Below are 14,506 nucleotides of genomic sequence, written 5' to 3'. Positions count from 1 at the left end.
TCGGAAATCTGGAGCAGAGACGGAGTTCAGCGTGTGGCGGCCACTTCGGCATGGCCGCGCAGCAGTGCCATAAGGCGTTTGGCGTCCTTGGCGGCAGCCTCTTCGTCACCAGCCAGGATCGAGCGGATTAGCGCGACGTGGTGTTCGGCCGATTCGGCCAGCCCTGTGTCGGCCTTGTAGCGAAACCAGAAGCGGCGGCTGTGGGTCTGCAGGGGCGCGGCCAGACGGGCCGCAAAAGGGTTGTCGGCGGCCATCGCCAAGGCCTCGTCGAGCGCCTTGTCGGCCTGGATGAAGGCCAGCACATTGCCCGAGATGACGGCCTTCTGCATGGCAAGGGCTGCCTCATGAAACAGGTCGGCGGCCTCACGGGTGACGAAGCGGGCGGCCGAGCGCGCCAGCACCACCTCGACGCCGCGCCTGGCATCCAGCACGCGCAGCCAGTCGCCGGGATGAAGCGGGGCAATGGCGATGCCGGCGCGTGGCCTGACATCCAGCAGTCCTTCCCAGGCGAGGCGCTGGATCGCTTCGCGCACCGGCGTGCGTCCTAGCGCCAGCTTCTCGATGAGGGCGCCTTCGGTGACAAAGCTCGCCGGCGCCAGTTCCAACGTCACGATCATATGCTCGAGTACATGGTAGGCCTTGGCGGCGGCCGGCTCGGGGTATGCTGTCTCACTGGATATCAAAGGTGGGCTCCTGATATATCTTACATATATCATAACGAATTCCGCGTTGACAGCCGGTTTTCAAACAGATATACGGCTGATATATCAGATGGAGAGACGATCATGTGGACCGGAGTTTTCCCCGCCGTCACGACCAAGTTTACTGATGACGACCGCCTCGATCATGCCGAGATGGAGCGCTGCTTTGCTTTGCAGATGGAGGCAGGCTGCGACGGTATCATCGTCTGCGGTTCGCTCGGCGAAGGGCCGATGCTGTCGCATGACGAGAAGATCGAGGTGCTGAAGACTGCCCAGAAAGTTGCAGGCAACAAGCCGTTGCTGCTGACGGTCAACGAGGCGGGCACCCGCGAGGCGGCGAGCATCGCAAAGCGCGCGAGCCGGGAAGGCGCCAACGGGCTGATGGTGGTGCCGAGCCCGATCTATCACACCAACCCGGAAGAGACGGTCGCCGCCTTGCGCGCCGTCGCTCAGGCCGGCGACCTGCCGGTGATGATCTACTCCAACCGCCTCGCCTACCGCGTCGACGTCACCGTCGACCAGATGGAGGAACTGGCCGCCGACAAGCGCTTCGTCGCCATCAAGGAGTCCTCCGACGACATCCGCCGCTCGACAGAGATCATCAACCGCTTCGGCGACCGCTACGATCTGTTCACCGGCGTCGACAATCTCGCCTTCGAGGCGCTGTCGGTGGGCGCCATCGGCTGGGTGGCGGGTCTGGTCGTCGCCTTCCCGCGCGAGACCGTCGCCATCTACCAGCTGATGAAGCAGGGCCGCCGCGAGGAGGCGCTTTCGATCTACCGCTGGTTCCGGCCGCTGCTCGATCTCGATGTCTCGACCTACCTGGTCCAAAACATCAAGCTTGCCGAAGTGCTCGCGATCGACACAAATGACCGCGTGCGCATGCCGCGCCAGCCGCTGTCGGGCGAGCGCCGCAAAGCGGTCGAGAAGATCGTCAAGGACGCGCTGGCGGTACGGCCGAAGCTGCCGCAGTTCTGAAGGCTTTCTTCTCCCCGTGCACGTGCACGGGGAGAAGATGGCGGCAGCCAGATGAGGGGCAGCGCCGACGTGCAAGGAAATTCCAGGGACACAGAGGAGGGCCGCCGCCCCTCATCCGCCCTTCGGGCCCCGCAGCCCTTCGCTGGCGCTCCGGGCGTTCGTCGTTCGGAAAGCCAAGCAGTCGGCTTTTCCACCGCTTCGCGGACCACTCCTCACCCCCGTGAACGGGGAGAAGGGGTAGATATCGCCATTGTCGGTGGCGGCATTGTCGGCATCTGCGCGGCGGCCATGCTGGCCGAGGCCGGGCGCAGCGTCACGGTCTTCGACCGCACCGGCATCTGCGAGGAGACGAGCTCCGGCAATGCCGCCGCCTTCGCCTTCTCCGACGTGCTGCCGCTGGCGCATAAGGGCATGATGCGGCACTTGCCGAAATGGCTTGCCGATCCGCTCGGGCCACTCAGCATCCCGCCGGCCTACTTGCCGAAGCTGTTGCCTTGGCTGTTGCGCTTCTGGCGCGCTGGCGCACCAGAAAAATATGAGGCGAGCCTTGCTGCTCAGGCAGGCATGATGAAGCTCGCCGAGGCTGAATGGATGGGCCTGCTCGACCGTTCCGGCACGCGGCTGATGCTGCGCGAGGACGGCTCGCTGGAGCTTTATGAAAGCGAGGCCGAATTTCAGGCCGGGCTGCCGGGCTGGGCGGCGCGCGAGCGCTTCGGCATCGGCTTTCGCCATGTCGAAGGCGACGAACTGGCGCCGCTGCAGCCGGGACTGTCGCCGCGCTTCATCAAGGGCACCTTCGTGCCGGGCTGGAAGACCGTCGCCGATCCGAAACTGCTCGGCAAGGGGGTGTGGGCCTATGCCGAAGGGTTGGGCGCGCGTTTCGAAAAGGCGCGCATAGAGCGCGTCGCCGCCAATCCTGATGGCGCGACGCTGGCGCTGACCGACGGCACGACCAGGCAGGCAAGACATCTTGTCGTGGCCGCCGGGGCATGGTCGCATCTGCTGACGAAGGCGCTTGGCGACACCATCCCGCTCGAAACCGAGCGCGGCTACAACACGACACTGCCGAAGACCGCTTTCGACGTGCAGCGGATGCTGATCTTTTCCGGCCATGGCTTCGTCATCACGCCACTCGAGACGGGCTTGCGCGTCGGCGGCGCCGTCGAGTTGGGCGGTCTCGACCGGCCGCCGAATTTTGCGCGTTCGAAGGCCATGCTGGAAAAAGCCAGACAATTCCTTCCGGGGCTGGACGCGTCAGGTGGCCGCGAGTGGATGGGGTGTCGCCCGTCGCTGCCGGATTCGTTGCCCGTCATCGGCACGGCGCGCACCGCGTCCAACGTCGTCTACGCCTTTGGCCATGGCCATCTCGGCCTGACCCAGGCGGCGGCCAGCGGCCGCTTGATCCGCGATCTTGTTCTCGGGCAAACTTCGCCGATCGATCTTGCTCCCTTCAGCCCGCAACGGTTTTGAGTTCGAGGAAATCATGGCCAAAAAATCCTTCTTTTGCATCGACGGCCATACCTGCGGTAATCCGGTGCGGCTGGTCGCCGGCGGCGGCCCTTTGCTTCAGGGGCCGACGATGATGGAGCGGCGGGCGCATTTCCTGGCGGAGTATGACTGGATCCGCACCGGGCTGATGTTCGAGCCACGCGGCCACGATGTCATGTCGGGCTCGATCCTCTATCCGCCGACTCGCGACGATTGCGACATAGCCATCCTGTTCATCGAGACCTCCGGCTGCCTGCCGATGTGCGGCCACGGCACGATCGGCACGGTGACGATGGCCATCGAACATGGGCTGATCAAGCCGAAGACACCCGGCGTGCTCCGGCTTGACACACCGGCCGGGCTGGTTATCGCCGAATACAAACAAGTCGGCGACTATGTCGAGGAGGTGCGCATCACCAATGTACCGTCCTTCCTTTATGCCGAGGGACTGACGGTCGACTGCCCGCAGCTTGGCGAGATCACTGTCGATGTCGCCTATGGCGGCAATTTCTACGCCATCGTCGAGCCGCAGGCGAATTTTCGCGACATGGCTGATTATTCCGCCAGCGATTTCATCGCCTGGAGCCCTGTGGTGCGGCAGCGGCTCAACGAGAAGTACTCGTTCGTGCATCCGGAAAACCCCGGCATCAACCGGCTGTCCCACATGCTGTGGACCGGCGAGCCGACAGTGGCGGGCGCGGATGCGCGCAACGCCGTCTTCTATGGCGACAAGGCGATCGACCGCTCACCTTGCGGCACCGGCACCTCGGCGCGCATGGCGCAGCTCCATGCCAAGGGCAAGCTCAAGGCCGGCGACAGTTTTGTCCACGAATCGATCATCGGCTCGCTGTTCAAGGGCAAGGTCGAGAGGGACGTCACTGTTGCCGGCAAGCCGGCCATCATTCCTTCGATAGGCGGCTGGGCCCGGATGACCGGCCTGAACACCATCTTCATCGACGACCGCGATCCGTTCGCGCACGGTTTTGTGGTTAAGTGATACGGTAGGCTGCCGATCATCCACCGAGACCAACTTGGACCCAGAGCGGGACCTCTTGGCAAACCAGTCAGCGAAAGGTTAGCGCGTTGGGCGAGGCATCCACCGCCATAAGTCGGGAAGTAACCCATGTTGCAGCTGGTCAGTACGGAATGTGGCTAAAAAACGAAACCCGCCAACAACGCAAGGATTCGTCTCATCACCGAATTTTGACCGGGATTTCTTCGAAATGAGGTCGCTGGCCCGGCTGAATCGTCAAAGACATTGCGTTATGCCAATGATAGGGTCCGCGATAGTCCAGGGGTCGGGAGCAAAAAAACGGGCAATCGGAAGGCGTGCCGGCAAAACACGCTCGACGTTTGAAAAATCACGTTGCAATCCGGGCTCGAAACTTTACGACTAGGGGAAATACGAAAAGGAATGCGTCTGCATGGGCGACATTCCAGGGGAGCCATGTACACATGCAGTACTTTGTCCAGCAGCTTATCAATGGGCTGACGCTGGGATCGATCTATGGGCTGATCGCAATCGGCTACACGATGGTCTACGGCATCATCGGCATGATCAACTTCGCCCACGGCGACATTTTCATGGTCGGGGCATTCGCCGCCCTCGTTGTCTTCCTCATCCTCGGCTCCTTGTTCTATTCGGTCCCGGTCGTCCTGGCGCTGCTGATCATGATGATCGTGGCGATGCTGCTCACCAGCCTCTACAACTGGACGATCGAGAAGGTGGCCTACCGGCCGCTGCGCGGTTCGTTCCGGCTGGCGCCGCTGATCACCGCCATCGGCATGTCGATCGCGCTGTCGAACTTCATCCAGGTGACGCAAGGTCCGCGCAACAAGCCGATCCCGCCGATGGTCAGCCAAGTCTACAACATCAACGGCATCAGCGTGTCGCTGAAGCAGATCATCATCGTCGTCGTTACCGCCCTGCTGCTGGCGCTGTTCTGGTACCTGGTCAACAGGACTTCCCTCGGCCGGGCGCAAAGGGCGTGCGAGCAGGACCGCAAGATGGCGGCGCTGCTCGGTGTCGATGTCGACCGTACGATCTCGATCACCTTTATCATGGGTGCAGCGCTTGCGGCCGTCGCGGGCACGTTGTTCCTGATGTATTACGGCGTCATCGCCTTTTCCGACGGCTTTGTGCCGGGGGTCAAGGCCTTCACCGCGGCCGTTCTCGGCGGCATCGGGTCTCTGCCGGGCGCGGTGCTTGGCGGGCTTTTGATCGGCTTCATCGAGAGCATGTGGTCGGCGTATTTCTCGATCGACTACAAGGACGTCGCGGCGTTCTCGATCCTGGCGATCGTGCTGATCTTCCTGCCTTCCGGCATTTTGGGCCGGCCAGAAGTCGAAAAGGTCTGAGACAATGGCGGTTTCCGTATCCTCGGAGCGCGACACCGTCGCCTCCCCCGTGCAGCGTGCATTGCGCGAAGCGTTCTATGCCGGCGCCATCTCGCTGGGGTTGTTCATTCTCTTCATCGGCCTGAAGACCGACCAGAACATAAGCAACCAGCTGATCCTGGTGCAGCGCTGGTTGCTGCTCATCACCGTGGTCGTGCTGACCATGCTTGGCCGCTTCTTCTACATTGCATATGGCCAGCCGTTCATGGCCAATCAGAAGATCACCAATGTCGCCACCGGCCTGTTGCCGGCGAGCGTCGCGTCGCGCTTCTTCCTGCTTCCGGCCTTCATCGTCGCCGTCGTGTTGGCGGTTGTCCTGGTTGCGTTCGGCAGCGCCCTGCCGGTGTTGGTGGGACCCGATCTGGCCGGCTACCTTCAGTTCCTGCGCGCATTGGCCGTCATTTACGCGCTCGCTTGCGTGATCTTCTATTTCCGCTCCTTCATCCACGCCAATTTCACCAAGCTCGGGATTGCGGCGCTGGTGCTATACCCGATCCTCGTCGTCGTGGTGCTGTCGATCTACGCGTGGTCGATAACCGGCGGCCTGCAGGGCTCGTTGAAGTGGGTCGACAATTTCGGCATCCAGATCCTGATCTATGTGATGCTGGCCTGGGGGCTGAACATCGTCGTCGGCCTCGCCGGCCTGCTCGATCTCGGCTACGTCGCCTTTTACGCGGTCGGTGCCTATGCCTATGCGTTGCTCGGTTCGCAATACGGCCTGTCGTTCTGGATCCTGCTGCCCGCCGCCGGCGCCATGGCCGCCTTCTGGGGCGTTATGCTCGGCTTTCCGGTGCTCAGGCTTCGTGGCGATTACCTGGCGATCGTGACGCTGGCCTTCGGCGAGATCATCCGCCTGGTGCTGATCAACTGGCGTGAAGTCACCAACGGCTCGGCCGGCATCTCCGGCATCCCGAAGGTCACCTTCTTCGGCCTGATGACGTTTAATTCGACCGACCCGAACTATATCGGCAAGGTGCTGCACATCGCCCAGTCAAGCGCCTACTACAAGATCTTCCTCTACTATCTCATTCTCGGGCTGGCGCTGCTGACCGCCTTCGTCACCATCAGGCTCAGGCGCATGCCTGTCGGCCGCGCCTGGGAGGCGCTGCGCGAGGACGAGATTGCCTGCCGCTCGCTTGGCATCAACACCACCACCACCAAGCTCACCGCCTTTGCCACCGGCGCCATGTTCGGCGGTTTTGCCGGCGCCTTCTTCGCCGCACGGCAAGGCTTCGTCAGCCCTGAATCCTTCGTCTTCCTGGAATCGGCGATCATCCTGGCCATCGTGGTGCTCGGCGGCATGGGCTCGCTGGTCGGCATCGCGGTCGCCGCGCTGGTGATGATCGGCGGCACCGAGGCGCTGCGCGAACTCGATTTCCTGAAAAGTGTCTTCGGAAAAGATTTCACGCCGGAGCTTTACCGCATGCTTTTGTTCGGCATGGCGATGGTCATCGTCATGCTGTGGAAGCCGCGCGGCTTTGTCGGCAGCCGTGAACCGACGGCCTTCCTCAGTGAACGAAAAGCGGTCTCCTCCTCCTTCACCAAGGAAGGGCACGGCTGATGAGCGCGACCTCCATTCAGAAGACCAATCCGGGTATGAAAGACGCCATCCTCCAGGTCGAGCATCTTTCGATGAAGTTCGGCGGCCTGATCGCCATCGGCGATCTGTCGTTCCAGGCCAAGCGCGGCGAGATCACCGCTCTGATCGGACCCAATGGCGCCGGCAAGACCACCGTCTTCAATTGCATCACCGGCTTCTACAAGCCGTCGGAAGGCATGATTACGCTCAACCGGGCCGACGGCTCGAGCTTCCTGCTCGAACGGCTGCCCAATCATGAGATCCCGGCGCGCGCCAAGGTGGCGCGCACCTTCCAGAACATCCGCCTGTTCTCGGGCATGACGCTGCTGGAGAATCTGCTGGTTGCCCAGCACAACAAGCTGATGAAGGCATCCGGCTATACGATCCTGGGCCTGTTCGGGATCGGCGGCTACCGCAGAGCCTCGGCTGAATCGGTGGAGCTTGCCAAGCACTGGCTGGAGAAGGCCGACCTTGTCGATCGCGCCGACGATCCGGCCGGCGACCTGCCCTATGGCGCGCAGCGGCGCCTCGAGATTGCGCGCGCCATGTGCACAGGGCCCGAACTTCTGTGCCTCGACGAGCCTGCGGCCGGTCTCAATCCGAAGGAGTCGGCTGCGCTGAATTCGCTGCTGATGGACATCAAGAGCAGTACCTCGATCCTGCTGATCGAACATGACATGTCGGTGGTCATGCAGATTTCCGACCATGTCGTGGTGCTTGAATATGGCCGCAAGATTTCCGACGGCAGCCCGCAATCGGTGCGTACCGACCCGCGCGTCATCGCCGCCTATCTCGGCGTCGACGACGAGGAGGTCGAGACGGTGCTGACCGAGGTCGGCGATGAAGACGTCATCGAGCAGCTGGACATCGGGCCGGATTCGGCTCACGGACTAGGCACATCGTCTTCCTATCTCGCCGGCCCGGTAAGCGACACGATCGGCCACAGCCAGGGCGAGCGGGTCACAGTGTCGAAGGGAGCTTCAAAGGCCACCCAATACGATACAAGAGCCAACTCCGCGCCAAGAGCACCGTCCGAGCGTCTAACGGCCAAGTCCAAGCCGGCGGCCACCAGATCCCCGACAGGCAAGCCGCGCGGAGGGCGTAAGTGATGGCCGAGACAACGCTCCTCGACATCAAGGGCGTCGAGACCTACTACGGCAACATCAAGGCGCTGAACGGCGTCGATGTCCACGTCAACCAGGGCGAGATCGTCGCGCTGATTGGTGCGAACGGTGCCGGCAAGTCGACGCTGATGATGACCATCTTCGGTGCGCCGCGCGCCCGTGCCGGCTCAATCACTTTCGCCGGCACCGACATCACCCAGATGCCGACGCACGAGATCGCCCGCATGCGCATTGCGCAGTCGCCGGAAGGCAGGCGCATTTTCCCGCGCATGACGGTGATGGAAAACCTGCAGATGGGCGCCGGTCTCGACAATCTCAAGCACTATGACGAAGATGCTGAGAAGGTGTTCGCGCTGTTCCCGCGCCTCAAGGAGCGCATTGCCCAGCGCGGCGGCACGCTGTCGGGCGGCGAGCAGCAGATGCTGTCGATCGGACGTGCGCTGATGGCGCGGCCGAAGCTGCTGCTGCTCGACGAGCCGTCGCTGGGTCTGGCGCCGCTGATCGTCAAGCAGATCTTCGATGCCATCCGCGAGCTGAACCGCACGCAAGGGCTGACCGTGTTCCTGGTCGAGCAGAACGCCTTCGGCGCGCTCAAACTCGCCACGCGCGGCTATGTCATGGTCAACGGCAACGTGACCATGAGCGGCACAGGCAAGGAATTGCTCGCCAATCCGGAAGTGCGGGCGGCCTATCTCGAAGGCGGCCATCACTGATTTTGGAGCGGAATGTATGCATACGGAATTCCGCTCCAACTTGTTTGTTTGTCGCATGACCTTTGTCCGAAAAGTCTGCAACTTTTCGGGATCATGCTAGGGAGTCTTCATCATGCAAGGCATTCTTCACGAGGAACCTTCCATCTGGCAGTTCTTCTTCGTCACCTGTCTGCTCGGCGGCTGGGCGGCATGGATGACCGGCAAGGCCAGCGCCCAGACATGGCGCAGCCTGCCGGCGCTGTTCGCCTATCTGCTGGGTCTCGGCATAGGCATCAGGTTCATCCATCATGCCTTGTTCGGCGGCACGATGTTTTCGCTGCAATACTATGTCGTGGACACAATCGTGCTCATGATATTGGGATTTGTCGGGTATCAATACACGCGTACGAACCAGATGGTGACGCAGTATAATTGGCTTTACGAACGGGCTTCGATCTTAAGCTGGAAACCGAAAGGTTGACGTTCATCATTAACGCCGTTCCGGGGATGAATCGGCGTGACAAGGGCCTGAAAATCGGCAAAGTACGCTTTCTGCGATAAGGGTGGGCATCGCATGAAAGTTTCATCCACGCCCACCTCGTAAATGGGAGCGTTTAAATGAAGAAATCACTTTTGTCCGCCGTTGCCCTGACCGCGCTTGTCGCGTTCGGTGGCAATGCATGGGCTGACGTTATCGTCGGCGTCGCAGGTCCGATCACCGGTCCGAATGCGGCCTTCGGTGCGCAGCTGCAGAAGGGTGCGGAAGCGGCCGTTGCCGACATCAACGCAGCAGGCGGCATGAACGGCGAGCAGATCAAGCTCGAAGTCGGCGACGACGTCTCGGATCCGAAGCAGGGCATTTCGGTCGGCAACAAGTTCGTCGGCGACGGCGTGAAATTCGTGATCGGCCACTTCAACTCGGGCGTCTCGATCCCGGTTTCGCAGGAAGTCTACGTCGACAACAACATCGTCGAAGTGACGCCTGCGGCGACCAACCCGAAATTCACCGAGCGCGGCCTGTGGAACGTGTTCCGCACCTGCGGACGCGATGACCAGCAGGGCGGCATCGCCGGCGGCTATATCGCGACCAACTTCAAGGACGCCAAGGTTGCCGTCATCCACGACAAGACCCCCTATGGTCAGGGCCTTGCCGACGAGACCAAGAAGGCGATGAACGCAGCCGGCCTGACCGAAGTCATGTATGAAGGCGTCAATGTCGGCGACAAGGACTTCTCGGCGCTGATTGCCAAGATGAAGGACGCCGGTGTTACCCTGATCTATTGGGGCGGCCTGCATACCGAAGCCGGCCTGATCATCCGCCAGTCGGCGGACCAGGGCCTCAAGGCTACCCTGATGTCGGGCGACGGCATCGTCACCGACGAGCTGGCTGCGATCGCCGGCGATGCGGTTATCGGCACGCTCAACACCTTCGGTCCCGATCCGCGCCTGATCCCCGAGAACAAGGCACTGGTCGAGAAGTTCCGCGCTCAGGGCTTCGAGCCGGAAGCCTACACTCTCTACTCCTACGCCGCCATGCAGGTGATCGCCGAGGCTGCTGCCGTGGCCAAGTCGAACGACCCCGTGGAAGTGGCCAAGGCGCTGCACGAGAAGGGCCCGTTCAAGACCGTTCTTGGCGATCTCGCCTATGACGCGAAGGGCGATCCGAAGCTCCCGGGCTACATCATGTACGAATGGAAGAAGGGTCCGGACGGCAAGATCTCCTGGTTCCCGAAGTCGTAATTCGGAACGCAGCTCTATGGAATGCCCGGCGCTCGCGCCGGGCATTTTTGTTGGTGACAGGGCGGCAGCGAGGGTGGCTGAACAAGCCGTTAGCCGGGGTCGACTTTGCGCGGGCACGACAATTAGCGTCACCTCGCGGCGCCAATCGCACGCAGCTTTTCGAGCCGTGGTGCTAGAATCGCATTTAAATCGGTTTAATCTCTCCTCGATTTTGGTTGCACTGCAGCATTTTCGCGTTAATCATGCCTCCGCCCCATCCCTCCCTGTCCGGAGCCTCCTTCCTTGGCCATCACGAAGATCCTCGTCGCCAACAGGTCCGAAATTGCCATCCGCGTCTTTCGCGCGGCCAACGAGCTCGGCCTCAAAACCGTGGCGATCTGGGCCGAGGAGGACAAATATTCGCTTCATCGGTTCAAGGCCGATGAAAGCTACCAGGTCGGGCGCGGGCCGCATCTGGCCAGGGACATGGGGCCGATCGAAAGCTATCTGTCGATCGAGGAAGTGATCCGGGTCGCCAGATTGTCCGGCGCCGACGCCATCCACCCGGGCTATGGCCTCCTGTCGGAAAGCCCTGAATTCGCAGATGCCTGCGCCGAGGCCGGCATCACTTTCATAGGGCCGAAGCCCGACACGATGCGCCGGCTCGGCAACAAGGTCGCCGCGCGCAATCTGGCCATCGAGGTCGGCGTGCCGGTGGTGCCGGCAACCGAACCGCTGCCGGACGACATGGAAGCAGTCAAGCAGCTCGCCAAGACAGTCGGCTATCCGGTGATGCTCAAGGCATCGTGGGGCGGGGGCGGGCGCGGCATGCGCGCCATCCGCACGGAAGCCGACCTCGCCCGCGAGGTGATGGAAGGCAAGCGCGAGGCCAAGGCCGCCTTCGGCAAGGACGAGGTCTATCTCGAAAAGCTGATCGAGCGCGCCCGCCATGTCGAAGTCCAGGTGCTCGGCGACACGCATGGCAACGCTGTACATCTGTTCGAGCGCGACTGCTCGATCCAGCGCCGCAACCAGAAGGTCGTCGAACGGGCGCCGGCGCCCTATCTCAGCGAGGTATTGCGCCAGGAGCTTTGCGGCTATGCGCTCAAGATCGCGCGGGAGACCAGCTATATCGGCGCCGGCACGGTGGAATTCCTGCAGGACGCCGACACCGGCAAGTTCTACTTCATCGAGGTCAATCCGCGCATCCAGGTCGAGCACACCGTGACCGAGCAGGTGACCGGCATCGACATCGTCAAGGCGCAGATCCACATACTGGACGGCTTTGCCATCGGCACGAAAGAGTCGGGCGTGCCGGCGCAGGCCGACATCAGGCTGAACGGTCATGCGCTGCAGTGCCGCATCACGACCGAGGATCCGGAGCATAGTTTCATTCCGGACTACGGCCGCATCACCGCTTATCGCGAAGCCGCCGGTTTCGGCATCCGCCTCGACGGCGGCACCGCCTATTCGGGCGCGGTCATCACCCGCTTCTACGATCCGCTGCTGGAGAAGGTGACTGCCTGGGCGCCGACACCGGCCGAGGCGATCGCCCGCATGAACCGGGCCTTGCGCGAGTTCCGCATCCGCGGCGTGGCGACCAACCTCACCTTCCTCGAGGCAATCATCAACCACCCGCGCTTCGCCGACAATTCCTATACGACCAGGTTCATCGACACGACGCCGGAGCTGTTCGCGCAGGTGAAGCGGCAGGACCGCGCCACCAAGCTGCTCAACTATCTGGCCGACGTCAGCGTCAACGGCCATCCCGAAACCCGCGGCCGTCCGATGCCCAAGGCCGATGCGGCAGCGCCTGTCGTGCCCTATCTCAACGGCAATGTGCCTGATGGCAGCAAGCAGAAGCTAGACGCGTTGGGGCCGGAGAAATTCGCTGCCTGGATGCGTGAGCAAAAAGAGGTGCTTGTCACCGACACGACGATGCGCGACGGTCACCAGTCGCTGCTCGCCACCCGCATGCGCACGCATGACATTGCCGGCATCGCCGGCACCTATGCGCGGGCGCTGCCGCGGCTGCTGTCGCTGGAATGCTGGGGCGGCGCCACTTTCGACGTCGCCATGCGCTTCCTCACCGAGGATCCGTGGGAGCGGTTGAGCAAAGTGCGCGAAGCGGCCCCCAACCTTTTGCTGCAGATGCTTCTGCGCGGCGCCAATGGCGTCGGCTACACCAACTATCCCGACAATGTCGTGCAACATTTCGTCAGCCAGGCAGCGGCCGGTGGGGTCGACCTGTTCCGCGTCTTCGACTGCCTGAACTGGGTCGAGAATATGCGCGTCGCCATGGACGCGGTGGGCGCGGAGGGCAAGCTGGTCGAAGCGGCGATCTGCTACACCGGCGACATCCTCGATCCGGCGCGCGCCAAATACGACCTTAAATACTATGTCGGGTTGGCGAAAGAATTGCAGGCAGCCGGCGCCCATATCATCGCCGTCAAGGACATGGCCGGGCTTTTGAAGCCTGCCGCCGCCCGCGTGCTGTTCAAGGCGCTGCGCGAAGCCACCGACCTGCCGATCCATTTCCACACCCACGACACGTCAGGCCTGTCGGCGGCGACGGTGCTGGCGAGCGTGGAAAGTGGCGTCGACGCCATCGACGCGGCGATGGATTCCTTCTCCGGCAACACCTCGCAGCCTTGCCTGGGCTCGATCGTCGAGGCGCTGAAGGGAACCGAGCGCGATCCCGGCCTCGATCCGCAATGGATCCGCAACATCTCCTTCTACTGGGAAGCGGTGCGCAACCAGTATGCGGCCTTCGAAAGCGATCTCAAGGGGCCAGCCTCGGAAGTCTATCTGCACGAAATGCCGGGCGGCCAGTTCACCAACCTCAAGGAGCAGGCGCGTTCGCTCGGGCTGGAAACGCGTTGGCACGAGGTGGCACAAGCCTATCACGACGTCAATTTGATGTTCGGTGACATCGTCAAGGTGACGCCGTCGTCCAAGGTGGTCGGCGACATGGCGCTGATGATGGTGAGCCAGGATCTGACCGTTGCCGACGTCGAAAACCCGGCCAAGGACATCGCCTTCCCGGACTCGGTCGTCTCGATGCTGCGCGGCGATCTCGGCCAGTCGCCCGGCGGCTGGCCTGCGAAGCTGCAGAAGAAGGCACTGAAGGAAAGCAAGCCGATCACCGTGCGGCCGGGCTCGCTGCTCAAGCCAGCCGACCTCAAGGCCAGCCGCAAGGAGATCGAGCAGAAGCTGGAGCGCAAGCTCTCGGAGTACGAATTCGCCTCCTGGCTGATGTATCCGAAAGTGTTTACCGACTTCGCCGCCGCGCAGGAAACCTACGGGCCGGTCAGTGTGCTGCCGACGCCGACCTATTTCTACGGCATGAAGTCCGAAGACGAGATCTTCCTGGACATCGAAAAAGGCAAGACGCTTGTGGTGCGCTGCCTTGCGATCGGCGACGTCGATGAGAAGGGCATGGTCACCGTGTTCTTCGAGCTCAACGGCCAGCCGCGCCGTGTCCGGGTGCCGGACAGGGCGCATGGCGCCTCGGCGGCCAAGGCTCGGCGCAAGGCCGAGCCCGGCAACGAGGCGCATGTCGGCGCGCCGATGCCGGGCGTGGTCTCCGCCCTTGCGGTTGCCGCCGGCCAAGCGGTCAAGGCCGGCGACGTGCTGTTGTCGATCGAAGCCATGAAGATGGAGACGGCCCTGCATGCCGAGCGCGACGGCACAGTGGCCGAAGTGCTGGTCAAGGCCGGCGATCAGATCGATGCGAAGGATCTGTTGATCGCGTTTGGCTGACGCGCGGATCCATCACACTGGGGACGGCTGGCAGCAGCCGTTAATGGAGCATCGATAATGGCTTGA

The 14,506-nt window shown here is 62.5% G+C and carries 10 protein-coding genes and 1 pseudogene; 10 read left to right on the top strand and 1 reads right to left on the bottom strand.

Annotation, left to right across the window (positions count from 1 at the left end):
• Positions 1 to 26 precede the first annotated feature (26 nt).
• A complete protein-coding gene (locus tag X733_RS156780; protein WP_050588433.1) occupies positions 27 to 716 on the bottom strand; it encodes a GntR family transcriptional regulator in 690 nt (229 codons plus the stop codon).
• A gap of 69 nt (positions 717 to 785) precedes the next feature.
• Between X733_RS156780 and X733_RS156785 the strand changes: the two genes are divergently transcribed.
• The 10 genes and pseudogenes from X733_RS156785 (at position 786) to pyc (ending at position 14,440) form a co-directional block, all read left to right on the top strand.
• Entirely contained in the window at positions 786 to 1,679 is an 894-nt protein-coding gene (locus tag X733_RS156785) for a dihydrodipicolinate synthase family protein (RefSeq protein ID WP_023818230.1), read from the top strand.
• A 51-nt stretch (positions 1,680 to 1,730) separates the two neighbouring features.
• Positions 1,731 to 3,149: an FAD-binding oxidoreductase gene (locus X733_RS156790; protein ID WP_280790518.1), complete on the top strand. Its 1,419-nt coding sequence runs from the start codon at positions 1,731 to 1,733 to the stop codon at positions 3,147 to 3,149.
• A 13-nt stretch (positions 3,150 to 3,162) separates the two neighbouring features.
• Positions 3,163 to 4,164 (top strand): 4-hydroxyproline epimerase, encoded by a 1,002-nt coding sequence (locus X733_RS156795; RefSeq protein WP_023818228.1) that lies wholly within the window; start codon positions 3,163 to 3,165, stop codon positions 4,162 to 4,164.
• A 458-nt stretch (positions 4,165 to 4,622) separates the two neighbouring features.
• Complete coding sequence (locus X733_RS156800) at positions 4,623 to 5,525, top strand: branched-chain amino acid ABC transporter permease (protein WP_023668715.1); 903 nt, start codon at positions 4,623 to 4,625, stop codon at positions 5,523 to 5,525.
• A gap of 4 nt (positions 5,526 to 5,529) precedes the next feature.
• A complete protein-coding gene (livM, locus tag X733_RS156805; RefSeq protein ID WP_023668716.1) occupies positions 5,530 to 7,125 on the top strand; it encodes a high-affinity branched-chain amino acid ABC transporter permease LivM in 1,596 nt (531 codons plus the stop codon).
• Positions 7,125 to 8,144: pseudogene (locus tag X733_RS156810) on the top strand (ABC transporter ATP-binding protein); the annotation flags it as partial. The gene livM and the pseudogene X733_RS156810, both read left to right, overlap by 1 nt.
• Before the next feature lie 107 nt (positions 8,145 to 8,251).
• Complete coding sequence (locus X733_RS156815) at positions 8,252 to 8,980, top strand: ABC transporter ATP-binding protein (protein WP_023668718.1); 729 nt, start codon at positions 8,252 to 8,254, stop codon at positions 8,978 to 8,980.
• Between the two features lie 112 nt (positions 8,981 to 9,092).
• On the top strand, positions 9,093 to 9,440 hold the full coding sequence (locus X733_RS156820) for a DUF6867 family protein (protein ID WP_023668719.1): 348 nt from the start codon (positions 9,093 to 9,095) through the stop codon (positions 9,438 to 9,440).
• 137 nt (positions 9,441 to 9,577) lie between these two features.
• Entirely contained in the window at positions 9,578 to 10,699 is a 1,122-nt protein-coding gene (locus X733_RS156825; RefSeq protein WP_023668720.1) for a branched-chain amino acid ABC transporter substrate-binding protein, read from the top strand.
• 282 nt (positions 10,700 to 10,981) lie between these two features.
• Positions 10,982 to 14,440: a pyruvate carboxylase gene (gene pyc, locus X733_RS156830; RefSeq protein ID WP_023818226.1), complete on the top strand. Its 3,459-nt coding sequence runs from the start codon at positions 10,982 to 10,984 to the stop codon at positions 14,438 to 14,440.
• The last annotated feature ends 66 nt before the right edge of the window (positions 14,441 to 14,506 follow it).

The organism is Mesorhizobium sp. L2C066B000, assembly GCF_000502335.1.
Taxonomy (GTDB): Bacteria; Pseudomonadota; Alphaproteobacteria; order Rhizobiales; family Rhizobiaceae; genus Mesorhizobium.
The sequence above is the reverse complement of the archived record's forward strand: the minus strand, read 5'-3'. Positions and strand labels throughout refer to the sequence as shown.